The sequence below is a fragment of the Sphingopyxis sp. genome (assembly GCF_040216815.1).
In the GTDB taxonomy this organism is placed as follows: domain Bacteria; phylum Pseudomonadota; class Alphaproteobacteria; order Sphingomonadales; family Sphingomonadaceae; genus Sphingopyxis.
This window is the reverse complement of sequence record NZ_JAVJOJ010000009.1, coordinates 799,337-822,786: the sequence shown is the minus strand read 5'-3', so window position 1 is coordinate 822,786 and position 23,450 is coordinate 799,337. Positions and strand designations below refer to the sequence as shown.

Genomic DNA, 23,450 nt, shown 5'->3' with positions numbered 1-23,450 from the left:
CCACAGCTTCGCCCCCGGCTTATCGACGGGGTTGTCCACAGCGCCCTTCCGCCTCGGGGAGGGGTGTGGCCAGGGTGAGATGTCCCGAAATCGGACAAGATTGCCCGTCGTTCGGCAATGTTAACCGGTCATTAGCCATGCGGCCGCCATAAGCGCGCCATGCAACGGCGGGACCAGAGCCGATACCGCTGGCGTGGGGGCCAGTGTTTGCAGTCTGTGCGAGCCTGTATCATGCTCGTCTGGCTGGCGTTGACGCTTGCCAGTCCTCCCGTCGCCGCACAGACGACCACCAGCTACAGCAACACCACGACCGGCACGATCAGCAACGCCACCCCCTGCACCACGCCGCTCGTCCGCAACTTCTCCGTCGGAACCAGCTTTACGGTCGGCGACGTCGATCTCGGCGTACTCGCGACGCACAGCTGGCGGGGCGACCTGCGCATCACGCTTCAGTCGCCGGCGGGAACACGCGTTCAACTCGTCAATGGCGATACCAGCAATCTGTCGGGCGACAATTTCAATGTCCGCCTCGACGATGACGCAGCGCAGCTGGTGAACACCGACGGCAACACCGCCAATCATTCGACGAGCGCGCCGCCCTATCAAAATCGCTTCCGCCCCGATGCCGCGCTGTCGGCGTTCAACGGCCAGAATGCGGCCGGAACCTGGCGTCTCGAAATCTGCGACCAATATCCCTCGGCGGACAACGGAAATTTCGTGCGCGCCGACCTTTATCTCACCAGCCTGCCCGCGAACCATGCCGACCTGTCGCTTGCCAAAACGGTCAGCAATGCGGCACCGGCGGCCGGCGCCAGCATCAATTATGTGCTCAGCGTCACCAACGCGGCCAGTTCGACGCTGACCGCGACGGGCGTGACCGTTCAGGACACGCTTCCCGCGGGCTTCACCTTCACCTCGGCATCGGGCTTTGGCAGCTATAACAGCGGCACCGGCGTCTGGAGCGTCGGCAGCGTCCCGCCGGGCGTGACACGCACGCTGACCATCAGCGGAACCGTTGCTGCGACCGCAGGCGCCAGCATTACCAACAATGCCGAGATCAGCGCCTCCTCCGCCTTCGATCCCGATTCGACCCCCGGCAATGGCGCGGCGGGCGAGGACGATAGCAGCAGCGCGACCTTCACCGTATCGGGTACGCGCGTCGCGGGGACGCCGCCGGCGCTTGTCTGCCCGGTCGGCACCACGACGCTCGACTGGGACGCGATCGGCTGGACCGCGGGCACGACGAGCGCCAGCGAACCGCTCACGGCGGTCGGCACCGTCAACATCGGCATGGCGCTCAGCGGCGGCGCCTTCCTCAGTAATGCGACCTATGGCGGTCAGTCGCCGACGCGGCAGAATGTCATCACCGGCGGACTGTCCCCGGCGCAGTTTTCGATCTTCCAGCTCGTCGATTTCACCAGCCAGTCGGGCAGCGTCACGACGACAATCAGCCTGCCGACCGCAGTGCCCGGCGCCCAGTTCCGTCTCTTCGACCTCGACCATGCCGCGGGGCAGTTCGCCGATCGCGTGACCGTCACCGGCAGCTATAACGGCGCGCCCGTCTCACCCGTGCTCACCAACGGCACCGCCAATTATGTGATCGGAAACAGCGCCTATGGCGACGCGCTGTCGGCCGATGCGAGCGACAATGGCAATGTCACCGTCACCTTCGCCGCTCCGGTCGACACGATTGTCATCGATTATGGCAGTCACGCGCTCGCCCCCGCTAATCCGGGGCAGCAGGGCATGGCGCTCCACGATATTGTCTTCTGCCGTCCGACGGCCAATCTCACGATCGCCAAGACAAGCAGCATCGTGAGCGATCCGGTGAATGGCACCGCCAATCCAAAGGCGATCCCCGGCGCAACGATGCGTTACTGCATCCTTGTCACCAACAATGGCAGCGGCACCGCGACCGGAATCGCCGTTGCCGACGCGCTGCCCGGCGGCACGACCTTCGTTTCAGGCTCGCTGCGCAGCGGAACGAGCTGCGCTGCGGCCGCGACGATCGAGGACGACAATGCCAGCGGCGGCGACGAAAGCGACCCTCACGGCGCCGCCTTCGCGGGCAATTCCGTGTCCGCAAGCACTGCCACGCTCCCGCCCGGCAGCGCGATGGCGATCGCTTTCACCGTCACGATCGACTGACCCGCAAGGCCCCGATTGCATTCTATACCGGATAGTCTAAATGCCGGGCATGAGCACGCGCACCGCTTCGGATCGCCACGATCCCGTCATCGAACATCGCGACCAGCTTGCGGCCCCCATGGCCGGCGGCGAAAAACCGAAAGAGCGTTGGCGGATCGGCACCGAGCATGAAAAATTCGTCTATCGCGTGAGCGATCACCGCGCGCCGTCCTATGACGAGCCCGGCGGTATCCACGATCTGTTGATGGCGCTCACGCGGTTCGGTTGGGAACCGGTGGTCGAGGGCGGCAAGGTCATTGCGCTGGCGGGCAGCGACGGCACCGTCAGCCTGGAGCCTGCAGGGCAGCTGGAACTGTCTGGCGCGCCGCTCGAAAATCTGCACCAGACCTGCGCCGAAACGGGCCGCCATCTGAAACAGGTGAAGGAAGTCGGCGCCGAGCTGGGCCTTGGCTTCCTCGGGCTCGGCATGTGGCCGGACAAGCCGCGCGACGAACTGCCGATCATGCCCAAGGGGCGGTACAAGATCATGCTCGACCATATGCCGCGCGTCGGCGGCCTCGGGCTCGACATGATGCTGCGCACCTGCACGATCCAGACCAACCTCGACTATGCGAGCGAGGCCGACATGGTGCAGAAATTCCGCGTCAGCCTCGCCCTCCAGCCGCTCGCGACCGCGCTGTTCGCTTCATCGCCCTTCACCGAGGGGCGGCCGAACGGCTATATGTCGTACCGCAGCCATATCTGGACCGACACCGATCCCGCGCGTACGGGCATGTTGCCCTTCGTGTTCGAGGACGGGTTCGGCTATGACCGCTATGTCGACTATATGCTCGACGTGCCGATGTATTTCGTCTTTCGCGATGGCCGCTATATCGACGCAGCCGGGCAGAGCTTCCGCGATTTCCTGAAGGGCGAGCTGCCCGCGCTTCCCGGCGAGCTGCCGCGCCTTTCCGACTGGACCGATCATCTCTCGACCGCCTTCCCCGAAGTCCGGCTCAAAAGCTTCCTCGAGATGCGCGGCGCCGACGGCGGCCCGTGGAACCGCATCTGCGCGCTGCCGGCGCTCTGGGTCGGCCTTCTCTACGACCAGGGCGCGCTCGATGCCGCGTGGGATCTGGTCAAGGGCTGGAGCATCGCCGAGCAGCAGGCGCTGCGCGATGCGGTGCCGAGCGAAGGGCTCGATGCACCCGCGCCGGGCGGCGGCACCGTGGGGCAATTGGCGCATCATGTGCTCGACATTGCAGCGGCGGGTCTTGCCGCGCGCGGCGAGGTCAATTCGATGGGCGATAATGAAGTCGGCTTCCTCGAACCGCTCCGTCGCATCGCCAAGAGCGGCAAGTCGCCTGCGCACGATCTGCTCGACCGTTACGAGGATGCGTGGGGCCATGATCTGTCGAAAATCTATGACGAACTGAGCTTTTGACGAGACTTCGCGATGGGGCGAAAGATGGCCATGACCGTCTTCGCTCATACTGAACGGCGCCCATGATCTGGTCGGCGCGGCGTGGCCCGCCATTCCAAAGGTCAGGAAAGGTCAGCCTTGTGCAGCCCCAATTCGCCGCGTCTGGCGGATAGAATGCGCGGCTGGGGGCCCGCATCCGCACGCGGGGCAGGAACCCTTATCCTTAGATTGAAAGAACCACGACGAAGGCTGGCACAGCCGGGTGATGTAGGAAAGGGTTTTTGCGCAGCGGACGTCGGCTTTGGGGTGGGAAGCGGACATCTTCAGGTCCGTCATCCCGGCGAAGGCCGGGATCTCACCCTAACGATTTGCCGCACCGGCGAGATCCCGGCCTGCGCCGGGATGACGATAGAGTTGAGGGCGGCTTTCGGTCGAAAGCGGACCTCGAATCCGCCTTGAAAGTGCAGCAATTGCGCAACACTGCTGACACGAACATTCGCGGCGCGGCGCTCGGGCGTTGACCGTCGGCCTCGCGCGCGGCAACGGCGGCGGATATTCTCTACCCGCCAGCTTCACTTTCAAAAAGGACAGGTCATGCGCCATCTTCCTTCCGCCCTTGCCATGAGCTTTGCTCTCGCCGCAGCCGCTGCGGCCGTCCCCGCCGCCGCGCAGGAGGCACCGGTCGCCCCCGCCGCCGGATCGGACAGCGGCCTTGGCGACATCGTCGTCACCGCGCAGCGCCGCGAAGAAAGCCTGCAGGATGTGCCGGTCTCGGTCAGCGTGCTGTCGGGCGATACGCTCGGCGCGATCACCTCGACCGGGTCCGACATCCGCGCGCTCGCGGGCCGCGTCCCCAGCCTCAACATCGAAAGCTCCTACGGCCGCTCCTTCCCGCGCTTTTATATCCGCGGTCTCGGCAATACCGACTTCGACCTCAACGCCTCGCAGCCGGTCAGCCTCGTCTATGACGAGGTCGTGCTCGAAAACCCGATCCTCAAGGGCTTCCCGATCTTCGACCTCGACCGCGTCGAGGTGCTGCGCGGGCCGCAGGGGACGCTCTTCGGCCGCAATACGCCCGCGGGCATCGTCAAGTTCGACACCGTCAAGCCCGGCAAGACGGGCGGCTATGCGCGCGCCAGCTATGGCCGCTATGGCACCCGTCAGGTCGAGGTCGCGGCGGGCGCCGCCGACGACAGCGGCTTTTCGGTGCGCCTCTCGGGCCTGTATCAGCATCGCGACAATTGGGTCGACAATATCGCGACGAGCAAGTCCAAGGATCTTGGCGGCTATGACGACATCGCCGCGCGGCTCCAGCTCCAGTATGAAAGCGGCCCCTTCACCGGCCGCGTGACCGGGCAGGTCCGCGTCTATGACGGTTCGGCGATCATCTTCCGCGCCAACACGCAGGTGCCCGGCAGCAACAGCCTCGTCGGTCTTGGCGGCGCGGGCACCGAATTCGAGCGCGACAAGGTGTGGCAGGACGGAATCAATTTCCAGAAGCTCAACACCTATAATGCCGCGCTGAATCTCGAATATGATTTCGGCGCGGTGACCGCTTATTCGATCACCTCTTACTGGAATGGCAATTTCAAGAGCCGCGGCGACATCGACGGTGGTTTCGGCGCGGTGTTCCTGCCCGAATCGGGGCCGGGGCTGATCCCCTTTCAGGCGCAGAGCCAGGATAATGTGCCCAGCCTCGACCAGTTCACGCAGGAGATCCGCATCGCCTCGAACAACAGCGGCGGGCTTGGCTACCAGTTCGGCGCCTTCTATTTCGATGAAGGGCTCGACATCACCAGTTTCGAATTCGGCAGCCCGACCGCCGCGACCCCCTCGGCAATCGCGGTGCAGCGGCAGGACAGCGAAGCTTACGGCATCTTCGGCTCGGTCAACTATGCGTTCGAGGGCGGGCTGACCTTGCAGGCCGGCGCGCGCTACAACCACGACACGCGCGACTTCGTCGCCGCGCGCCCCGTTGAAACGCGCCCCGATTTCGTCGTCAACCCGAACACGCCGGTCCCGCCGCAGGCGGCGCGCGTCAAGGGCAAGCTGCTGACGTGGGATGCCAGCGCGACCTATGAAGCGTCGGACGCCGTCACCCTCTATGCCCGCGTCGCGCGCGGCTATCGTGCGCCGTCGGTGCAGGGCCGCCTCACCTTCTCGCGCGTGATTTCGACCGCCGACCAGGAAGAGACGATGTCATATGAGGCGGGGATCAAGACCGCCTTCCTGAACGACCGCGTGCGCTTCAACCTTACGGGCTATTATTTCGATACCAAGGATCTTCAACTGACCGCGGTGGGCGGCACGGCGAATGTCGCCAGCCTGCTCAACGTCGATGCCAAGGGTCATGGGATCGAGGCCGAGTTGCAGGCGGCGCCCGCGCGCGGGCTGACCTTCAGCGTCGGCGGCGCGTGGAACGTCGCCGAAATCGACGACGCCAATGCCTTTGTCGCCGGCTGCGGCTCGGCGACGCCATGCACCGTGCTCGATCCGCAGCGTCCGGGCAGCCCCGGCATCTTCTCGATCGACGGCAACCAGTTGCCGCAATCGCCGAAGTGGACGCTCAACGCGACCGCGGGCTATGAAATTCCCGTCGGCGACGGCGCCATCTATGCCTTCACCGACTGGTATTACCGGTCGAAGGTGCAGTTCTTCCTCTATCGCTCGGTCGAGTTTTCGGACGACAAGCTGGTCGAGGGCGGGCTGCGCGTCGGCTACCGCACCGACCGGTTCGACATCGCCGCCTTCGTGCGCAACATCACCAATGATGAATCGCCGACCGGCGGCATCGATTTCAACAATCTGACGAGCTACGTCAACGAACCCCGCATCTGGGGCGTCGAGGCGGGCGTGAAGTTCTGACAAGGATACCGGCCCGCGCGGTTCCAACGCCGCGCGGGCCGCAATTTGCGTCGCGATCTTTCCATGTTATCATGGGCTTGCAATCCAGCCAATTTGGGGAGTCGATGATGATCCGTTTGACCGCCAGCCTGACCGCGCTTGCCTTGCTTTCCACCGCCGCCGCCGCACAGGGCATCAGCGTCAATTCGGCCGCCAGCATCGGCTCGGGTGCGTTGAAAGAACATCTGGGGGCGTTCCCCGGCGTGCCCGACAACAGCCCCAAGGCCGTCCTCGACCGACTCAACCGGCTTTGCGTCAGCGATCGGCCTTCCGACCAGAAGCGCTGCGAAAAGGCGTGGCGCATGATCAATCAGGCGCATGCCGAACTGCAAGCGCGCCGCGCGGCCGAAACCGCTGCAGGCGACGGTATCACCAACTAGCGCGAACGAACGCTAGGCGACCGGGCCGACCGCCGGATCGGGTTCGAGGCGGACGAGCGGGGCTTCCCGCCCCGTCAGCCTCGCCAGCAGGCGCGGCAGCGGCGCATGCGCCTGGGCCCAGTTCCAATAGGCGACATAGGCGGGATCGCCGAGCAGGTGCTTTTCCTCGGTCTTGGCGCGCCAGTAATAGATGCCGCTGACAAGGCCGAGCAGCACGACGTTGCGCGCGCCTTCGACCCAGCCGCCCGCGGTGACGAGGAAAGGCAGCGAACCGATCCACCACGTCAGATTCTTGGCGACATAGGCGGGGTGCCGGGTCAGCGCATAGGGGCCGTGGGTGATGATGCCGCGATGCGTCAGATTGGAAAAGCGAATGCCGAACGCCATCGTCGCCCAGCTGTAGACCGCGGTGAGCAGCACCAGCGCGATACCCCAGATGATCAGCAAAGCGTCGTGTCCCGCAAGCCAATGGCCCCAGTCGGCGCCGTATAATTGATAATCGAGCGGCCCCCCGCTCATCAGAATGAAGGGCGGATAGCAGACGAGCGCCGCGACCCACGCCATGCCATAGGGATTGGCGGTGCGAATATGCGCGTCGAGCGGCTTCAAGGTCAGGATATAGCCGACCGTCGCGATATGGACATCGACCAGATAGAGAAGATTGATCGTCCAGATGGCCGTCGCATAAGGATTGGCGAACAGCTCGTGCATCGGCACGGAAACGAGCGCCGAAAAATTGCCCGGCACGATCGACAGCATGAAGGCGGTGAAGAACCCTTTCACCGCCCAGGCGCGCAGATGATGCCCGATCGCCCGGCCATCGACGGGCTGGCCGGGCGCAATCAGCCAGCGGCCGAATTGCCAGCAACCGTCGCGCGGCTCGACCATGCGGCGGTCGAGCCACAGCATATAGGGCGCCGACACCAGTAGCAGCCACGGCGCCACGCGCTCGAGCAGGTTCATCGAAAAGGCATAATTGCCCTGCCAATAATAGCGCATCGCCCAATAGATCAGCGCGATCAGCGCCCAGGTCGCCCATAGCCCGGCGAGCTTGGTCAGGCTGATGTCGAGCGTCTCGCGCCACGGACGCCGCATCGACCAGTCGATCCCGGTCGACGGATTGCGGTGCACCTTGTCGACGAAAACCGACCAAAGCACCATCGGAACGCCGCACGCGAGGACGCTCGCGATCGCAGAATTGGGGCCGCTCAGCGGTCCGCGGTCGCCCCAGTCGATCCCCGCCCACGCCGCGAGGTGAGGGGCGAAGCGCGCCAGCAGCAGATAGGAAAAGAGGCCGGCCAGCCCGACCAGCCCGACCCCCGCGCTGACTGCCGAGCCCGGTCGCGCGGACGCCGCCGCGGCGGGTGCGCTCACCGATTCGGCGGCACTGGATCGAACGGATTCGGCCATGATGTTCACGGGCTTATCCCTAGCCAAAATTGGTAAGCAAGCCGTCAATATAATTTGCCGATTCGCGCGCGATTTCCTGCCATATTGGTAGCGTTCCCATGTGTTGACACCGTTCACCGCGCATTGATTTCGATTCAACCCGACTCGGGGCGCAAAGATTCGCTTGCCTGGGTCCCCCCTGTTAAAGCGCGCTCCCAACGGGGCGGAGGGCTCCAATAACAACAAGATGGGGTCGCCACTTGTCTTCGAAAGCTACGGGCCTGCGCAATTTGCGCCAGCGTATTTCTGCGCTGTTTCAGGACCATGAAATCTTCGTTCGCACGCACGGCCATGTCCGGTTCCTGCGTGTCAGCGCCCTCTGGCAAAAACGTGTCGCGCTGATCGCCTCGCTGGTCCTGCTCGCATGGGCCGGCGCGACGCTTGCCGTGCTTGTCAATCAACTGCTCACTGCCGACGAACGTGCGGCGGTCGCGCAGCAGAAGGCGGCTGCGGCGGCATCGGAAGCGCGCATCGCCAAATATCGCAACCGCGTCGCCGAAACCGCCGCCGATCTGGAGGAGCGCCAGGCGTTGCTCGAAAGCGTCGCCGAAACCCATTTCGGAATCGACCCGGCGGATGCGCCGGACGCCGCCGCGACCCCGAACGCGGCTGCCGTCGTTCCTGCCGAACCCGTCAAAACCAGCGCGATCGATCCCGACCTGCCGCCCGAAGCGCAGATCCTGGCGAAACTTGCAGCCCGGCAGGAGGCTTTTGCGGCGCGCCTGCTGGGGGCCGTGAGGGGGCGGGTGGCCAAGGCCGAAACCGCGGTTGCGGCGCTTGGCCTGAACCCCGATGCGCTTGTCCGCAATGCCGCGGCCGGACGCGGTGGTCCCTTCATTCCCTATCGCGGCCGCGCGGGTCAGGCGAAGGCGCTCGGCGCCAGCTTCGCGGCGCTCGACGGCGCGCTGTTCCGCATGGAAGTGCTCGAACGCACGCTCGTTGCGGTCCCCTCGGGCAACCCCGCCGATGTGCTGATGATGTCGTCGGGCTTCGGCTATCGCCGCGACCCTTTCACGGGTGCGGGCGCGATGCACGCCGGCGTCGATTTTCGTGGCCCGGTCGGCACGCCGATCCTGGCCGCCGCACCGGGGCGCGTCAGCTTTGTCGGCGTCAAATCGGGCTATGGCAAAGTCGTGGAGATCGACCATGGCCAGGGCATTATGACCCGCTACGCGCACTTGTCGGGATTCGCGTCCAAGGTCGGGGCGCAGGTCACCGCCGGGCAGCAGATCGCCAAAATGGGTTCGACCGGCCGATCGACCGGCAGCCACCTGCATTTCGAAGTCCGTTTAAACGGCGTCGCGGTCAACCCGCGCCGCTTCCTGGAGGCCAAAGCCGATGTTCTCGAAGTCAAAAACGACGCCCGACAGCGAGTCGGTTCCGTCGCTGCCGCCCGCGGCGGCCGCTAAGATGGCGACGGGCGCGCGCCATACGACCTTTTCGATCCTGGGATCGGACGTCGTCGTCACCGGCAATGTTTCGGCGAGCGTCGATCTGCACGTCGACGGGAAGATCGAGGGCGACCTCAAATGCGCCAACCTCGTTCAAGGCGAGGCGAGCGAGATCAAGGGCGCGGTGATCGCCGAGACGGCGAAGATCGCCGGTCTGCTCGACGGATCGATCGAGGCGAAGACGCTGATCGTCCACGCGACCGCGCGGATCACCGGCGACGTGACCTATGAAACGATCACGATCGAAAATGGCGGCAAGGTCGACGGCAAATTGTCGCATCGCCGTCATGGGGCGATGGCGGCCAAGGCTCCTCCGCCGCTCGAGGTGGTCGAAAACCGGTCCGCCACGCTCTGACCCTTCGCGCCGGGTCGGCGCTATTTCAACAGGGCGATCTCGCGATCGGGGGCATTGGACGGCCCGTCGCGATGCCGCTGGATCGCAACCCGGTTCCGGCCGCCGCGCTTGGCGTCGTAAAGCGCCTCGTCGGCGATGCGATAGAGCTGTTTGAAATCGCAGGCCGGATGCACCTCGGCGACCCCGACACTCGCCGTGATCGCGCGGTCGCCGACAATCGCGCTCTGGTCGCAGGCAGCGATACCGCGCCGGACGCTCTCGGCAAAGCGGCTGAGGATGATGCCGTCCATCCCGATCGTCAGCAGCCCGAACTCTTCGCCGCCCATCCGCGCGACGGTGCACATCGGCCCTTCCCAACGCTCGATTCGCTGCCCGATCGTACACAGAACCGCGTCGCCCGCCTCGTGCCCATAGATGTCATTGACCGACTTGAACCGGTCGATGTCGACCAGCAGCAGCGCGGCCGGCAGATTGTCGGCGCGGGCGCGGTCGAGCAGCGGCGTTATGCTGTCGATGAAGCCGCGGCGATTGGGCAGGCCGGTCAGCGGATCGCGCCGTGCGAGCGCCTGCGCGCGCGCCTCGCCATCGCGCGCATGGTCGCGCTCGACCCGCAACTGCGCCAGTCGGCGGGTCGCCGCCGCCGCGAGCCAGAGCGCCTGCCAGGTCGCGGCGACCAGCATCAGAAGCTGCGATCCGCCACCCCAAAGCCCGGCGTCGACATCGATGACCTGGACGAGCGCCAGCACGGCCATCGGCATGCCCCATGCGCCCAGAAAATCGCGTGCCTCGACCGATCCGCGACGCCAGGCGAGCCCGAGATAGAGGGCAACAACAAGCAGGTCGGCCAGAATCGCCGCGCCCAGCAGGTCGGCAAACAGGCCAAGATCGCCGCTGCGCATCAGCGCCAGCGGAATGCCCGCGACCCCGACGCCCGAACCGAGCAGCAGCGCGGCCACCCCCAGCCCGCGAGCGCCCCGCGCGCGATCGACCGCCGTTACGGCGCTCGCAGTCGCGGTGGCAACGGCAAGACAGGCCAGAAATGTGCATATCTGCGCCGTCACGACGCCGGCCAGTCCCGGCACGAACATGAGATGCGCCTGCGACCAGAGCGCACCCCACAGCAGCATGGTCCCCGACCACGCCGCCTGCCACGCGAGATATTGGCGGCGCACCGCTATCGCGAGCGACAGGCTGTAAATGCCGCTCACCAGCAGCAGCATCAGCGCGGCGCCCGTCGCCGCCGCCATCCCGGCCGCCTGCTTTCCCGCCTCCTCGACGGAGAGGAGGCGCGCGCGGAGGAAACGGTGCCCGGCGAGGCCGTCCAAGCGCAGCGTGACAGCCACCACGGGACTGTGGTGATCGGAGGCCTCGAACACTATCTGTCCCCCGGCGCGCCAGTGCGGTCCGAAATCGCCGGCATGGACGCGTTGCCAATGCGTCGTCCCGTCTGTGTGCGAAAAGCCGACGGCAAGGCGGTCGAAACGCGAATTGTGAAGCATGAGCGCCAATCGGCCTTGCGGCGCCTTGGGATCGAGCGTGGTGCGCAGCCACAGGCTTCGCCGCTGATAATCGTGCGGCGGTCCGGCGCAGGAAAAGTGCAGGCGGGGCAGCGCGGCATCGCTCAGCGACGTGGCGCTGACCGCGTGGCAGAAGTCGCGGTCGACATCGAGCGCGCGCGCCGTCGCCGGTGCCGGCAGCACCGCCGCGAGCAGGAACAGCAGCCCAAGCCAGAGCCGACCGCCCGGCGTCACCAGAAGAGAGCCTCCCGCAGTCATCGCTGCGCTATCCCATCAAATCGTTGGGAAATCTTTACCATGCGGCATGGCGCATCCCGCCGACATGCTCGTCGGGAACGGCGGCGAAGAGGAAGGGCCGGGCCGCGCCATTCGATGATCGTCGTGTCGAAGTCGATTGCGTCCATCGGCGAGCCCTCAATTCCGCGGCGGCGGGCGGCGATAGCTCAGCGCCTCGGCGATATGGATGCGCCCGACCGTTTCGACCCCGGCAAGGTCGGCGATCGTCCGCGCCACGCGCAAGATCCGCGTATAGCCGCGCGCCGACAGTCGCATCGCCTCGGCCGCTTGCGCCAGTAGCCCCCGCCCCGCTTCGTCGGGGGTCGCGACCCTTTCGAGCAGGTCGCCGTCGATTTCGGCATTGGTGCGGGCCTTGTGTTCCGCATAACGGGCCGTCTGCGCATCGCGCGCCGCGGCGACGCGCGCCGCGACCTCGGCGCTGCCTTCGGCGGGCGGCGGCAGGACGAGGTCGGCGGCGCTCACCGCCTGCACCTCGACGTGCAGGTCGATGCGGTCGAGCAAAGGCCCCGACAGCTTCGCCTGATAATCGGCGGCGCAGCGCGGCGCGCGGCTGCATGCAAGCGCCGGATCGCCAAGGTGGCCGCAGCGGCACGGGTTCATCGCCGCGACCAGCTGAACGCGCGCGGGGAAGGTGACATGCGCGTTGGCGCGCGCGACGCTGACTTCGCCCGTTTCGAGCGGCTGGCGGAGCGAATCGAGTACGCCGCGTTGAAACTCGGGCAGTTCGTCGAGAAACAGCACGCCCAGATGCGCGAGGCTGACCTCGCCCGGCCGCACGCGCAGCCCCCCGCCGACGAGCGCAGGCATCGACGCCGAATGGTGGGGGCTGCGAAACGGGCGGGCGCGGACGAGGCGCCCGCCCTCAAGCAGTCCCGCGACCGACGCGATCATCGACACTTCGAGCGCCTCGGCAGGTGTCAGTTCGGGCAATATGCCCGGCAAGCAGGCCGCCATCAGCGATTTGCCTGCCCCTGGCGGTCCCGACATAAGCAAATTGTGCCCGCCCGCCGCCGCGATTTCCAGCGCGCGCTTGGCCGTTTCCTGCCCCTTGACCTGCGACAGATCGGCGGCGCGCACCGGGGTTGCGATCTCGCCCGGCTCCGGCGGCGGCAGCAGCGCGTGGCGCTTGAAATGGTTGAGCAGCGACAACAGGTCGGGCGCGCCGATCACTTCGACATTGCCCGCCCACGCGGCCTCGGGCCCCTGCGCGGCGGGGCAGATGAGGCCCCGTTCGATGCTGCCCGCATGGATCGCGGCGAGCAGCACGCCCGGCGACGCGGCGACGCGGCCGTCGAGCCCGAGCTCGCCGACGACCACGTAAGAGGCGAGCGTCTCGGCATCGATCACCCCCATGGCGCCCAGCAGCGCGAGCGCGATCGGCAGATCGTAGTGCGACCCTTCCTTGGGCAGGTCGGCGGGCGACAGGTTGACCGTGATGACCTTGGGCGGGAGCGACAGGCCGATCGCAGCGATCGCGGCGCGGACGCGCTCGCGGCTTTCGCCGACCGCCTTGTCGGGCAGGCCGACGACGACGAAACGCGGGACGCCCGGCGTGATCTGGCACTGCACCTCGACCCCGCGGGCCTCGATGCCGAGATAGGCGGCAGTTGAGACGATTGCGACCATGGCTCCCCCGGAACAGCACGATGTGCCCCCTTTGTTCCGACATCTTCTTTAAGCGAAGCGGCGGGAAGGTCGAGTCTTTTTCGGGCGGTTGGCGAACCGATGTCGCGGCGAAGGCGGCGTGGCGCGGAGCGGCAGGCGCGTTGCTGATTTGACAACATACCAACCAGTCGGTATGTAGATTCGCATGACGACGAATCAGCCGCCCTCGACTTCTCCCGCGCTCCCCGACGCCGCCGCCCGCACCGTCCCCCAGGCGGGCGGCGGCACCCCGCGCGGGCGGGCGCCGCGCGGTGCGGCGCGCAGCGCGCTGATCGCCGCGGCGCATCAGCTGGTGCGCAAGCAGGGTTATGCGGCAACGACCGTCGATCAGATATGCGCCGCCGCGGGCGTGACGAAGGGCGCCTTTTTCCACCATTTCGCATCGAAGGAGGCGCTGGCGGTCGCCGCCGCCGAGGGCTGGACCGACCGCGCGCGGCCGCTGTTCGAGCTGCCGCCCTATACAAGGCTCGACGATCCGCTCGATCGCCTGCTCGGCCATATCGATTTCCGCCTGTCGATGCTTGAGGGCCCGACCGAGGATTATACCTGCTTCGTCGGCACGATGGTGCAGGAGGCCTATGCGACGAGCGACGCGATCCGCGAAGCGTGCGCGGCCAGTCTCAATGCCTATTGCGAAGCGCTCGTCCCCGACATCGAGGCGGCGTTCGCGCGCCACGGCGCGCCCGACGGCATCAGCGCCATCGGCCTCGCGCGTCACGTCCAGGCGGTGCTGCAAGGATCGTTCATCCTCGCCAAATCGGCGAACGACCCGGCAATCGCACGCGAAAGCGTCACCCATCTGAAGCGCTATGTCGCCATGCTGTTTGCACCGCGCGGCGCGCCATGACCCCGAAGGTAATTGCCCCCGCGCGCGGCACGCGCTGACTGACACCCCCGAAGGAGAAAGACGATGCCCCAGATGATTTTCGTGAACCTGCCGGTCACCGACCTCGACCGCTCGAAGGCCTTTTACGAAGCGGTCGGCGCGGTGAACAACCCCGCCTTCACCGACGATACCGCTGCGTGCATGGTCGTCGAGGAAGGATCGATCCACGTCATGCTGCTCAGCCATGAAAAATGGGCGAGCTTCACCTCGAAGGCGATCCCCGACGCGCACACCCACGCGCAGGTCCTGCTCTGCGTGTCGGCGGACAGCCGCGACGATGTCGATGGGCAGGTCGAGAAGGCGGTCAAGGCGGGCGGCAAGGCCGACCCGACCCCGACGCAGGATTTCGGCTTCATGTACGGCCGCAGCTTCGAAGATCCCGACGGCCATATCTGGGAAGTGATGTGGATGGACCCCGCCGCGATTCCCACCGGCGACCCCGCCGAAGTCGCCGCCTGACCCGAACCCGGACGAGGAGGAAGAGGATGACCGATATGATTCCCACGGGCCAGGTGATCGCCGGCCGCGTTTTGAGCGGCCTTGTGATCCTCTTCCTGCTCTTCGACGCCGGGCTGAAGCTGGTGTCGCCCGAGACCGCGATCAAATACAGCCCGCCGAACCTCGGCTGGCCGCTCGAAGTCGGGACAATGTACCTGCTCGCGATTCTGCTGCTGGTTCCGACCTTGCTGTACATCTGGCCGCGGACCGCGATCCTCGGCGCGATCCTGATCACCGCCTATCTCGGCGGCGCGATCGCGACGCAGGTTCGCGTCGGCAACCCGCTGTTCAGCCACAGCCTGTTCGGCGTCTACCTGGGGCTGATGTTGTGGGGCGGCCTCTGGCTGCGCGATCCCCGCCTGCGCGCCCTTATCCCGCTGCGGGCAGGAGCAGGCGCATGAGCTTCCAAGCCTATCTCGACAATATCCAGACCAAAACGGGCCAATCGCCCGATGCGCTCGCTGCGCAGGCGGTCCAGAAAGGCCTTGCCGACGACAAGGGGCTCGCCCCCGGTGTCAAGGCGGGCGCGGTGATCGACTGGCTGAAGGCCGATTATGGCCTGGGGCATGGCCACGCCATGTCGATCGTCGCCTGGATCAAAGGCAAACGCAGTTAACCTCCGTCCTTAGAACAAGAGGATCGTTCGATGATGACCCATTCTCCCCTTTCCGCATTGGCCGTGGGCGTCGCCTTCGCCAAAATCATCGCGGCGCTGGCCTTCGCCGCGGTACCACAGGCCGCGTCCGCCGAAGCGCCCGCCGCTGCCGCGGCGTCTGCCAACGCGTCCGCGCATGGCCATGTGGAGGTTGCCGGTGCGGCCATCCATTACCAGCTTTATGGCGACCCCAAGGTCGGCGGTACCCCGCTGCTCGTCCTGCACGGCGCCTTTATGAATGCCGATGCGATGAAGCCGCTGATCACCCCGTTCGCCGGGTCGCGCCCCGTGATCGCGATCGACGCGCGCGGCCACGGCCGATCGGGCGGGGTCGACGGCCCGCTGAGCTATGACCGTATGGCCGACGATGCCGCCGCGGTGCTCGATAAGCTGGGCGTCGAAAAGGCCGATGTGCTCGGCTATTCGATGGGTGGTTCGACCGCGGTGGCGCTCGCGATCAAGCATCCGGGCAGGGTGGGCAAGCAGGTGATCCTGTCGGCGACCTCGCGGCTCGACGGCTGGTATCCCGAAGTGCTCGCCGGTATCGCCCATCTGACCCCCGACGTCTTTGCCGGGAGCCCGATCGACAGCGAATATAAGCGCCTGTCGCCCGCGCCCGAAAAATTCCCGGTGCTGGTCGAAAATATCAAGGCGCTCGACGCGACGCCCTTCGGCTGGTCGGACGCCGCGATCCGCGCGATCCCGGGCAAGACAATGGTGATCATCGGCGACGCCGACGGGGTCACGCTCGACCATGCGATCGCGCTGTTCAAGCTGCGCGGCGGCGGCGACGTCGCGGCGGCGACGCAGGGTTTCCTGACCGAATCGCCGAGAGCACGGCTCGCGATCCTGCCCGCGACCTCGCACATCGGGATCATGGCCGAAACGCCCGCGATCGCCGCGATGGTCGTACCCTTCCTCGACGACAAGGCGCCGCCGCCGCCGTCTTTTTGATCCTTCAAAAGCGAAGCGAGAGGACTTCCCCCATGCCGATCAATCCCGACAGCCGCCTCGAGCTGACCGCGTTCGACTGGGTGCCCGATTTCGCGCGCGGCTTTGTCCGCGACCTGCGCCCGCGCTGGGCGTGCGAGGAAATGGGGCTCGATTATGCCGAACATCTGATCAGCGCGGTCAATCGTCCCGCCGATCATTTTCTCTTCCAGCCGTGGGGACAGGTCCCCGTGCTCAACGATGGCGGTATCCGCCTGTTCGAGAGCGGCGCGATCCTGCTTCATCTTGCCGAAAAGGACGAACGGCTGATGCCGCGCGATGCGCAAGGCCGCGCCAACACGCTCGCCTGGCTGTTCGCGGCCTATAACAGCGTCGAGCCGATGCTGTTCGAACTCGGCAATGTCGATATTTTCGCCAAGGACGAGGAGTGGGCGAAGCTCCGCCGTCCCGGCCTGATCGACTTCATCCGCGGACGGCTTGGCCGCCTGAACGACGCGATGGGCGATAAAGACTATCTGACGGGCGCGTTCAGCGTTGCCGACATCGCGATGGCGACGGTGCTGCGCGAAGCGGTCGAGGCAGGGCTGGTCGCCGAACAGCCGCGGCTCGCCGCCTATCTCGACCGATGCCTTGCACGGCCCGCCTTCCAGCGGGCGCTCGACGCGCAGCTTGCCGCGTTCGGCGAAGAGGCGGGCCCGCCCGCCTGAAAATAGCCTACCCCCCGAAGGAGAGAAACGATGACTTATGTGGAAGGATTTGTGGTCGCGGTGCCGACCGCCAACAGGGACGCCTATCGCCAGCACGCTGCCGACGCGGCGCCGCTGTTCAGGGAATTCGGGGCAACGCGCATGGTCGAGGCGTGGGGCGACGACGTGCCCGACGGCAAGGTCAATGATTTCAAGGGCGCGGTGCAGGCCAAACCCGACGAAACCGTCGTGTTCAGCTGGTTCGAATATCCCGACCGGGCGACGCGCGACGCGGCGAACGAAAAGATCATGTCCGATCCCCGGATGAAGGAAATGGGCGCCACCATGCCGTTCGACGGCAAGCGGATGCTGGTCGGCGGTTTCGCGTCGATCCTCGACGATCGCGGCACCGGTGCGATGGGATATGTCGATGGCTTTGTTGCCCCCGTGCCCGATGCCAACAAGGAACGCTATCGCGCGTTGGCGAAAATGGCGTCGGATGTTTTCATCGAGCATGGCGCCACGCGCGTCGTCGAAAATTGGGGTGACGATGTGCCCGACGGCGAGGTCACGGACTATGCCCGCGCGGCGCATAAAAAGGATGGCGAGACGGTCGTGTTCAGCTGGGTCGAATGGCCGAGCAAGGACGCGCGTGACCGCGGTTGGGAAAAAGTGATGGCCGACGAACGGATGAACCCCGGCCCCGAAGAGGAGCGTCCCTTTGACGCCAAGCGCATGATTTACGGCGGCTTCGCTCCCATCGTCGAGGCGTAACATTCGGCTCCTCCCTGTCGCGTAGCGATGGGGAGGTGGCAGCGCGAAGCGCTGACGGAGGGGCAAGGACGCGACGTCGCGGCCCCTCCACCATTCGCTTTGCGAACGGTCCCCCTCCCCATGGCTTCGCCACAGGGAGGATTGGAAAGGAAGGCCCGGAAAATGATGAGACTTTATGGCACTCCCCCCACCCGCGCGCTGCGCGCCATATGGCTGCTCAATGAACTGGACCTGCCGCACGAGATCGTCCCGATCGACCTCGGCGCGGGCGAGCAACGGACGCCCCAGTTTCTCGCCCTCAACCCCGCGGCGAAATTGCCGGTGCTGGTCGACGGCGATACCGTCATCAGCGAGTCTGCGGCGATCCAGCTTTACCTGGCCGACAAATATGGCGATCGCTTCGTGGGCGGCCGCCTGATCCCCGACACGCCCGAGGATCGCGGCCGGATGTATCACTGGCTGTTCTTCCTGATGACCGAGATCGAAGCGCCGCTGTGGCGCATCGCGCTGCACAATTTCATTTATGCCCCCGAAGAGCAGTCGCCCGCCGAGGTGGTGCTGGCAAGGCGTGACGCCGCGCGCATGATCGCGGTGCTCGAACAGCATATGCAGGGGCGCGATCATCTGGTCGGCGAGGGGCTGACGGTGGCCGATTTCAACGCCGCCTTCACGCTCGACTGGGCGCGCGAGGAAGCCTTGCTGGACGATGCGCCCGCGCTTCGCGCCTGGCTCGCCGCGATGTACGCGCGCCCCAAGGCGCCGGTGACGATCGCGGAGGGTTTCGCGGCGCTGCAAGCCTCTGCCACCCCCTCTGAACCCGCTGAAGCAAGGAACTGACGATGACCAATCCCCACGGCAGCTTTATCTGGTACGAACTGATGACGAGCGATCCCGATGGCGCGGCGCGGTTTTACGGCGCCGTCGTCGGCTGGACGGTGGCGGCGCATGGCGACGCGGGCGCCCCCGGCGGGGTCGATTATCGGCTGATCGGCCGCTCAGACGGCGGCCATGCGGGCGGCGTGCTGGCGCTGGATGCCGACATGATCGCGGGGGGAGCGCGGCCGGGCTGGCTCGGCTATCTCTATACCCCCGACGTCGATGGCGCGATCGCGGCGATCACCGCCGACGGCGGAACGGTGCACATGTCGGCAAGCGACCTGCCCGTCGGGCGCATCGCGATGCTCGCCGATCCGCAGGGCGCGCCCTTTTACGTGATGAACCCGATCCCGCCCGAAGGCGCGGGAGACGCGCCTGCCGATGTTTTTTCGACAACCGAGGCGCAGCATGTCCGCTGGAACGAGCTTGCGACAAGCGACCCCGACGCCGCGATCGGCTTTTATCAAAAGCATTTCGGCTGGGGGCAGGAGGGCGCGATGGATATGGGCGCGCTCGGCCAATATCGCTTCCTGCAGCACGGCGGCGCGATGATCGGTGCGGTGATGCCGCTGATGGAAGGCTATCCGGTGCCGGCGTGGACCTTCTATATCGGCGTCGACGACATCGACCGCGCCGTCGCCGCGGTTACGGCGAACGGCGGCCGGGTGGCGAGCGGCCCCCACGAGATTCCCGGCGGCGAGTTTTCGGCGAACGGCGTTGACCCGCAGGGTGCGGCTTTCGGCCTCGTCGGCCCGCGCAAAGGCTGATTTCAACGAATCCCCCCAAGAAGAACCAAGGAGAGAGACGATGGCAAGGCCCCCCCTGACGATGTGCCTCTGGTACGAAGGCGACGCCGAGGAAGCGGCGAATTTTTACGCGAAAACCTTTGCCGACAGCCATGTCGACGCGGTTCACCTGGCGCCGGGCGACTCGCCCGGCGGCAAGGAAGGCGATGTGCTGACGGTCGAGTTCACGCTGCTCGGCACCCCATGCCTCGGCCTCAACGGCCCGCCGATCTTCAAGCATAGCGAGGCCTTTTCGTTCGTCGTCCACACCGACACGCAGGAAGAAACCGACCGGCTGTGGAATGCGATCACCGGCAATGGCGGCCAGGAAAGCGTGTGCGGATGGTGCAAGGACAAATGGGGCGTAAGCTGGCAGATCACCCCGCGCGTCCTGCTCGACGCGACGACGGGCAGCGACAAGGCAGCGGCGAAGCGCGCGTTTGACGCGATGATGACGATGAAAAAGATCGACATTGCCGCGATTGAGGCGGCAATCCGGGGGGACGCGGCGTAACGCTGCGCTTGCGCTCCGGCTGCTCTGCGGGCGCGCCAGACCGCGGCGCGTCCCGAAACGGGGTTAATGGCGCGCTGACAACGCCTGTTTGCCGGTTGATCATCGCGCCCGCGCGAAGGCGGCGGCATGGGTTTGCCGATCCCCTTCTTTCGCACACTGATCGCCGCCGCGCTGGCAGCGGTGCTGGCCTTTGCGCCGGCGCAGGCGCAGCAGGTGATGACGATCACGACGACGATAAGCTGGACCTATGACGATGCAGGCGATGACGGGGGCCGCTATATCGACGAGGACGCCGCGCTGCTGGGTGACGAGACGCTGGCCGAGGATGCCGACTTCGCCGCCTCGCGGCGTTATGCGCCCGCTCCGGCGCTCGCCACGCTCGGTCATGCTCGGGCGAAATATGGTCCTTTTTCGGTGATCGATGGCGCGACGGTGCGCATGGCGGGCGACGTCACCTCGGCGACGCCGCGCCAGTTCGCGGCGATGCTCGCCGCGCATCCGGGGCTGAAGCGGATCGAGATGATCGATTGCCCCGGCAGCCTTGACGAAGAGGCCAATCTGATTCTGGCGCGCGCGATCCGCCGCGCCGGCATGGAAACGGTGGTCCCCGCAGGCGGGTCGATCCGGTCGGGCGCGGTCGAGCTGTGGCTCGCGGGCTTAACTCGCCGCGCGGCGCCCGACGCCGAATTCGGTGTGCACAGCTGGGCCGACGAATATGGCCGCGAAGCGAACGACTATCCCGCAAACGACCCGGTCCACGCCGAATATCTGGGGCTTTACCGCGAGATGGGCATGGACGCGGCCAAGGCGCGCGCCTTTTACGCGATGACCAACGCGACCCCGTTCGACGATGTGCGTTACCTGACACGCGACGATATGGCGCGGTTCGTGACGATCCACTGACGGTCTTCGCCGTTTCGCGCAGGGCCGATGACCGCTTCCCGCCTCAAAGCCGCCGTCATCGCGCGACTGAACCGGGCGATCGTCAGGGCAGCTCTATCCCCAGCGCCGCCGACAGGTCGGCGAGCGCCTGTTCGCCGCTCGTCACCTTGATCGCGTGCATCCCCAGCTGGCTCGCGGGTTTGCAGTTGATGCCGAGGTCGTCGAGATAGATGCAGCTCGCGGGGCGGGCGCCGAGCGCCTCGCACATCATTTCGTAAATCCGCGGGTCGGGCTTGCGCACCCCGACCCTGCTCGATTCGATCACATGGTCGAAGCGCGCCATGATCGCCGCGACCTCGGCCGCCAGTTCGTCGCTCCGCGCCATCCCCGCGCCCTTGCCGCTGGGGACATTGTTGGTGATGCACGCGATGCCGAAGCCCTTTGCCTTCAGCGTGTCGAGCGCAGCGACCATAGCGGGACGCACCGCGCCCGCGAGCACCGCGAGCACGGCTTCGCCCTCCAGGGGGTGCCCCATCGCCTTTGCCTCGGCGGCGAACAGCGCATCGAACGCCGCGGCGTCGATCTCGGCGCGTTCAAAGCGGGCCCAGGCATTGGTGTCGGGGTTGGCGGCATTGACGCGGCGCACGAAGTCGCGCGGCAACCCGCGCGCTTCTTCGAGCCGGTTGAAGGCTTCGAAGGGCGAGGCGGTGATGACGCCGCCGAAGTCGAAGATGACATGCGTGTATTGGGACATGCCGCGGCTAGAGCGCAGATTGACGTTAACGTCAACTCCGGCGGTCAGGGTTCGACGACGATCCCGGCCTTGGGATCGGCGCGGCCCGAAAGCATTTCCCGATAGGCGGCCAGCGCCGCCTCCGCTCCGCGGCGTCTGTCGATCGACGTCAGCCGCGGGGCGACGTCCATGAAGGCGCGCCATGCCGCGGCCACCTCCTGCCCGAACGCGGCAGCGCCCCAGTCGGCGATCCGCTTCTGACTGCGGCCGGGGGCAAAGAACCACTGGCGATCGGGGCCCGGCAGTGCTCCCTCGCCGCCATGGGCGTTCCAATGCGACTTGCCGACCGCGATCGATGCCTTGAGATTGCCCCCGAAATGGCTGTGGACCGCGCGGATCACGGCGCCATTGCCCGCCATGTCGACCAACGCCGTCGCCGCGCCGGCGTTCAGCGTCATAATGTCGTCATAGGCGATCACGCGGTCATAGATGCCCTGGGTGCCGAGGTCCGCGACATGCGCCTTGCTCGTCATTCCGACGGTTTCGGGCCGGGGCCCTTCGCGCCGCGCGATCGAAAAGCCGAGCCCGATGGCGGTCTTGCTCGACGCGCTCGCGATCAATATCTGGTCCGCGCCATAATCGCCCTCATCCTCGAACTGATCGGCGATCAGCCAGCCGGTCAGGAACAGCGGGCGAAAGATCGGCCAATAATCATGGTCGGCTGCGCGATAGCCCTCCAGCGTTTCGACGCGCTGATACTGGTTGTAGATGGGGGGCAGGGTGGTGCGCCGCGGCGTGGCATCGGTAAAGCCGCCCGGCCCCGCTTTGCCCACGGTCAGCACCGCTTCGGCCGCCATCGGATAATAGCCGTAGAAGCGCTCGCCCGGTGCGACGCCCTCGGCGGCGCTTTCCGCGACGGTCGCAAAACCCCACACGGGCAGCCGCCCCGGCGCGCCCGGTTCGGAGAAAAAGTCCCAATAACCCTGATTGTCGCCAAACAGCCCCGCGGGCTGGCCGAACACGGCATAGGTGATGTTGTTCGCGGTCATCGCAAAGCTGTCGAGGCCGACGCGGACCTGGCCGGGGGCAAGCGGCGCGGCGGTTTCGGCGACCAATTCGGCTTGTGTGATATCGTTGCGATCGATGTCGATCGCCCAGCCGGCTCTGCTCATGTTCGGACCCCTCCGATTGGCTTGCCCGCGGCCGCGGGATGGCCGATAGTCATACAGATGGCGCCGTCCCTGACAATCGCGGTCAAACGCATCCACGAACCGGCTGGTCCCGATGACGGCGCGCGCTTCCTCGTCGACCGGCTGTGGCCGCGCGGCGTATCGAAGGAGAAGGCGGCGCTTGCCGCGTGGCTCAAGCCATTGGCGCCGAGCGATCGCCTGCGCAAGCAGTTCCACGGCGAAACCGCCGCTTCGGACGTGGCGTGGGATATGTTCCGCCGCGACTATTTCGCCGAGCTCGATGCAGGCGGCGAAGAGGTAAAGACGGCGCTTTTCACGCTCGATGCGGCGGCGCGGGCGGGCCCGGTGACCTTGCTTTATGCCGCGAAGGACGAAAAACGGAACAATGCGGTGGCGCTCCGCGAATGGCTGGAGCGGGGCTCTCTTTGATCGTCATCCCGGCCTTCGCCGGG

At 66.3% G+C, this 23,450-nt stretch carries 23 protein-coding genes; 18 read left to right on the top strand and 5 right to left on the bottom strand.

Annotated elements, in window-relative coordinates; translation table 11 throughout:
• Positions 1–231 precede the first annotated feature (231 nt).
• The 4 genes from RIA72_RS14430 (at position 232) to RIA72_RS14415 (ending at position 6,834) form a co-directional block, all read left to right on the top strand.
• A complete protein-coding gene (locus RIA72_RS14430; protein WP_350032752.1) occupies positions 232–2,148 on the top strand; it encodes a proprotein convertase P-domain-containing protein in 1,917 nt (638 codons plus the stop codon).
• A 49-nt stretch (positions 2,149–2,197) separates the two neighbouring features.
• Positions 2,198–3,571 (top strand): glutamate--cysteine ligase, encoded by a 1,374-nt coding sequence (locus RIA72_RS14425; protein ID WP_350032832.1) that lies wholly within the window; start codon positions 2,198–2,200, stop codon positions 3,569–3,571.
• 573 nt (positions 3,572–4,144) lie between these two features.
• A complete protein-coding gene (locus RIA72_RS14420) occupies positions 4,145–6,415 on the top strand; it encodes a TonB-dependent receptor (RefSeq protein WP_350032751.1) in 2,271 nt (756 codons plus the stop codon).
• 107 nt (positions 6,416–6,522) lie between these two features.
• Entirely contained in the window at positions 6,523–6,834 is a 312-nt protein-coding gene (locus RIA72_RS14415) for a hypothetical protein (RefSeq protein ID WP_350032750.1), read from the top strand.
• 12 nt (positions 6,835–6,846) lie between these two features.
• On the opposite strand, the gene RIA72_RS14410 is transcribed toward RIA72_RS14415, so the two are convergent.
• Entirely contained in the window at positions 6,847–8,253 is a 1,407-nt protein-coding gene (locus RIA72_RS14410) for a methyltransferase family protein (protein ID WP_350032749.1), read from the bottom strand.
• A 230-nt stretch (positions 8,254–8,483) separates the two neighbouring features.
• Between RIA72_RS14410 and RIA72_RS14405 the strand changes: the two genes are divergently transcribed.
• Both RIA72_RS14405 and RIA72_RS14400 read left to right on the top strand, forming a co-directional pair.
• Positions 8,484–9,692 (top strand): M23 family metallopeptidase, encoded by a 1,209-nt coding sequence (locus RIA72_RS14405; protein ID WP_350032748.1) that lies wholly within the window; start codon positions 8,484–8,486, stop codon positions 9,690–9,692.
• Positions 9,622–10,089, top strand: a complete 468-nt coding sequence (locus tag RIA72_RS14400; RefSeq protein ID WP_502957961.1) for a bactofilin family protein — start codon at positions 9,622–9,624, stop codon at positions 10,087–10,089. Before RIA72_RS14405 ends, RIA72_RS14400 begins: the two co-directional genes overlap by 71 nt.
• A gap of 20 nt (positions 10,090–10,109) precedes the next feature.
• Here the strand turns inward: RIA72_RS14400 and RIA72_RS14395 are convergent, their stop codons facing one another.
• Positions 10,110–11,864, bottom strand: coding sequence for a GGDEF domain-containing protein (locus RIA72_RS14395; RefSeq protein ID WP_350032746.1), 1,755 nt, complete (start codon positions 11,862–11,864; stop codon positions 10,110–10,112).
• 156 nt (positions 11,865–12,020) lie between these two features.
• Positions 12,021–13,529, bottom strand: coding sequence for a YifB family Mg chelatase-like AAA ATPase (locus RIA72_RS14390; RefSeq protein WP_350032745.1), 1,509 nt, complete (start codon positions 13,527–13,529; stop codon positions 12,021–12,023).
• A 184-nt stretch (positions 13,530–13,713) separates the two neighbouring features.
• Between RIA72_RS14390 and RIA72_RS14385 the strand changes: the two genes are divergently transcribed.
• The 11 genes from RIA72_RS14385 (at position 13,714) to RIA72_RS14330 (ending at position 21,096) form a co-directional block, all read left to right on the top strand.
• Positions 13,714–14,415, top strand: coding sequence for a TetR/AcrR family transcriptional regulator (locus tag RIA72_RS14385; protein WP_350032744.1), 702 nt, complete (start codon positions 13,714–13,716; stop codon positions 14,413–14,415).
• A gap of 63 nt (positions 14,416–14,478) precedes the next feature.
• Positions 14,479–14,913 carry a VOC family protein gene (locus tag RIA72_RS14380; RefSeq protein WP_350032743.1) on the top strand — a complete coding sequence of 145 codons (435 nt, stop codon included), beginning with the start codon at positions 14,479–14,481 and terminating at the stop codon, positions 14,911–14,913.
• Between the two features lie 26 nt (positions 14,914–14,939).
• The gene (locus RIA72_RS14375; protein ID WP_350032742.1) at positions 14,940–15,353 is read left to right on the top strand and encodes a DoxX family protein; all 414 of its coding nucleotides are present in this window, start codon (positions 14,940–14,942) and stop codon (positions 15,351–15,353) included.
• A complete protein-coding gene (locus RIA72_RS14370) occupies positions 15,350–15,568 on the top strand; it encodes a DUF4287 domain-containing protein (RefSeq protein ID WP_350032741.1) in 219 nt (72 codons plus the stop codon). Before RIA72_RS14375 ends, RIA72_RS14370 begins: the two co-directional genes overlap by 4 nt.
• A gap of 33 nt (positions 15,569–15,601) precedes the next feature.
• A complete protein-coding gene (locus RIA72_RS14365) occupies positions 15,602–16,561 on the top strand; it encodes an alpha/beta fold hydrolase (RefSeq protein WP_350032740.1) in 960 nt (319 codons plus the stop codon).
• Between the two features lie 32 nt (positions 16,562–16,593).
• The gene (locus tag RIA72_RS14360; protein WP_350032739.1) at positions 16,594–17,265 is read left to right on the top strand and encodes a glutathione S-transferase family protein; all 672 of its coding nucleotides are present in this window, start codon (positions 16,594–16,596) and stop codon (positions 17,263–17,265) included.
• Between the two features lie 30 nt (positions 17,266–17,295).
• Positions 17,296–18,018 (top strand): DUF1428 domain-containing protein, encoded by a 723-nt coding sequence (locus tag RIA72_RS17490; protein WP_502957960.1) that lies wholly within the window; start codon positions 17,296–17,298, stop codon positions 18,016–18,018.
• Between the two features lie 162 nt (positions 18,019–18,180).
• Positions 18,181–18,855: a glutathione S-transferase family protein gene (locus RIA72_RS14345; protein WP_350032738.1), complete on the top strand. Its 675-nt coding sequence runs from the start codon at positions 18,181–18,183 to the stop codon at positions 18,853–18,855.
• 2 nt (positions 18,856–18,857) lie between these two features.
• On the top strand, positions 18,858–19,661 hold the full coding sequence (locus RIA72_RS14340) for a VOC family protein (RefSeq protein WP_350032737.1): 804 nt from the start codon (positions 18,858–18,860) through the stop codon (positions 19,659–19,661).
• Between the two features lie 40 nt (positions 19,662–19,701).
• Positions 19,702–20,193 carry a VOC family protein gene (locus RIA72_RS14335; protein WP_350032736.1) on the top strand — a complete coding sequence of 164 codons (492 nt, stop codon included), beginning with the start codon at positions 19,702–19,704 and terminating at the stop codon, positions 20,191–20,193.
• A gap of 126 nt (positions 20,194–20,319) precedes the next feature.
• Positions 20,320–21,096, top strand: coding sequence for an alpha/beta hydrolase (locus tag RIA72_RS14330; protein WP_350032735.1), 777 nt, complete (start codon positions 20,320–20,322; stop codon positions 21,094–21,096).
• Positions 21,097–21,178: 82 nt separating this feature from the next.
• On the opposite strand, the gene RIA72_RS14325 is transcribed toward RIA72_RS14330, so the two are convergent.
• Both RIA72_RS14325 and RIA72_RS14320 read right to left on the bottom strand, forming a co-directional pair.
• Positions 21,179–21,829: an HAD-IA family hydrolase gene (locus RIA72_RS14325; protein ID WP_350032734.1), complete on the bottom strand. Its 651-nt coding sequence runs from the start codon at positions 21,827–21,829 to the stop codon at positions 21,179–21,181.
• 44 nt (positions 21,830–21,873) lie between these two features.
• Positions 21,874–22,980 carry a DUF2855 family protein gene (locus RIA72_RS14320; RefSeq protein ID WP_350032733.1) on the bottom strand — a complete coding sequence of 369 codons (1,107 nt, stop codon included), beginning with the start codon at positions 22,978–22,980 and terminating at the stop codon, positions 21,874–21,876.
• Between the two features lie 57 nt (positions 22,981–23,037).
• Between RIA72_RS14320 and RIA72_RS14315 the strand changes: the two genes are divergently transcribed.
• Entirely contained in the window at positions 23,038–23,427 is a 390-nt protein-coding gene (locus tag RIA72_RS14315; RefSeq protein ID WP_350032732.1) for a DUF488 domain-containing protein, read from the top strand.
• Positions 23,428–23,450: the final 23 nt, after the last annotated feature.

What these genes read in the sequence shown, in the direction of transcription:
- RIA72_RS14340 (WP_350032737.1), top strand. Translation starts at nt 18,858, where the DNA reads ATGACCAATCCCCACGGCAGCTTTATCTGGTACGAACTGATGACGAGC.
- RIA72_RS14345 (WP_350032738.1), top strand. Translation starts at nt 18,181, where the DNA reads ATGATGAGACTTTATGGCACTCCCCCCACCCGCGCGCTGCGCGCCATA.
- RIA72_RS14365 (WP_350032740.1), top strand. Translation starts at nt 15,602, where the DNA reads ATGACCCATTCTCCCCTTTCCGCATTGGCCGTGGGCGTCGCCTTCGCC.
- RIA72_RS14315 (WP_350032732.1), top strand. Translation starts at nt 23,038, where the DNA reads ATGGCGCCGTCCCTGACAATCGCGGTCAAACGCATCCACGAACCGGCT.
- RIA72_RS14420 (WP_350032751.1), top strand. Translation starts at nt 4,145, where the DNA reads ATGCGCCATCTTCCTTCCGCCCTTGCCATGAGCTTTGCTCTCGCCGCA.
- RIA72_RS17490 (WP_502957960.1), top strand. Translation starts at nt 17,296, where the DNA reads ATGACTTATGTGGAAGGATTTGTGGTCGCGGTGCCGACCGCCAACAGG.
- RIA72_RS14325 (WP_350032734.1), bottom strand. Translation starts at nt 21,829, where the DNA reads ATGTCCCAATACACGCATGTCATCTTCGACTTCGGCGGCGTCATCACC.
- RIA72_RS14360 (WP_350032739.1), top strand. Translation starts at nt 16,594, where the DNA reads ATGCCGATCAATCCCGACAGCCGCCTCGAGCTGACCGCGTTCGACTGG.
- RIA72_RS14380 (WP_350032743.1), top strand. Translation starts at nt 14,479, where the DNA reads ATGCCCCAGATGATTTTCGTGAACCTGCCGGTCACCGACCTCGACCGC.
- RIA72_RS14370 (WP_350032741.1), top strand. Translation starts at nt 15,350, where the DNA reads ATGAGCTTCCAAGCCTATCTCGACAATATCCAGACCAAAACGGGCCAA.
- RIA72_RS14430 (WP_350032752.1), top strand. Translation starts at nt 232, where the DNA reads ATGCTCGTCTGGCTGGCGTTGACGCTTGCCAGTCCTCCCGTCGCCGCA.
- RIA72_RS14395 (WP_350032746.1), bottom strand. Translation starts at nt 11,864, where the DNA reads ATGACTGCGGGAGGCTCTCTTCTGGTGACGCCGGGCGGTCGGCTCTGG.
- RIA72_RS14400 (WP_502957961.1), top strand. Translation starts at nt 9,622, where the DNA reads ATGTTCTCGAAGTCAAAAACGACGCCCGACAGCGAGTCGGTTCCGTCG.
- RIA72_RS14415 (WP_350032750.1), top strand. Translation starts at nt 6,523, where the DNA reads ATGATCCGTTTGACCGCCAGCCTGACCGCGCTTGCCTTGCTTTCCACC.
- RIA72_RS14320 (WP_350032733.1), bottom strand. Translation starts at nt 22,980, where the DNA reads ATGAGCAGAGCCGGCTGGGCGATCGACATCGATCGCAACGATATCACA.
- RIA72_RS14375 (WP_350032742.1), top strand. Translation starts at nt 14,940, where the DNA reads ATGACCGATATGATTCCCACGGGCCAGGTGATCGCCGGCCGCGTTTTG.
- RIA72_RS14385 (WP_350032744.1), top strand. Translation starts at nt 13,714, where the DNA reads ATGACGACGAATCAGCCGCCCTCGACTTCTCCCGCGCTCCCCGACGCC.
- RIA72_RS14330 (WP_350032735.1), top strand. Translation starts at nt 20,320, where the DNA reads ATGGGTTTGCCGATCCCCTTCTTTCGCACACTGATCGCCGCCGCGCTG.
- RIA72_RS14425 (WP_350032832.1), top strand. Translation starts at nt 2,198, where the DNA reads ATGAGCACGCGCACCGCTTCGGATCGCCACGATCCCGTCATCGAACAT.
- RIA72_RS14390 (WP_350032745.1), bottom strand. Translation starts at nt 13,529, where the DNA reads ATGGTCGCAATCGTCTCAACTGCCGCCTATCTCGGCATCGAGGCCCGC.
- RIA72_RS14335 (WP_350032736.1), top strand. Translation starts at nt 19,702, where the DNA reads ATGGCAAGGCCCCCCCTGACGATGTGCCTCTGGTACGAAGGCGACGCC.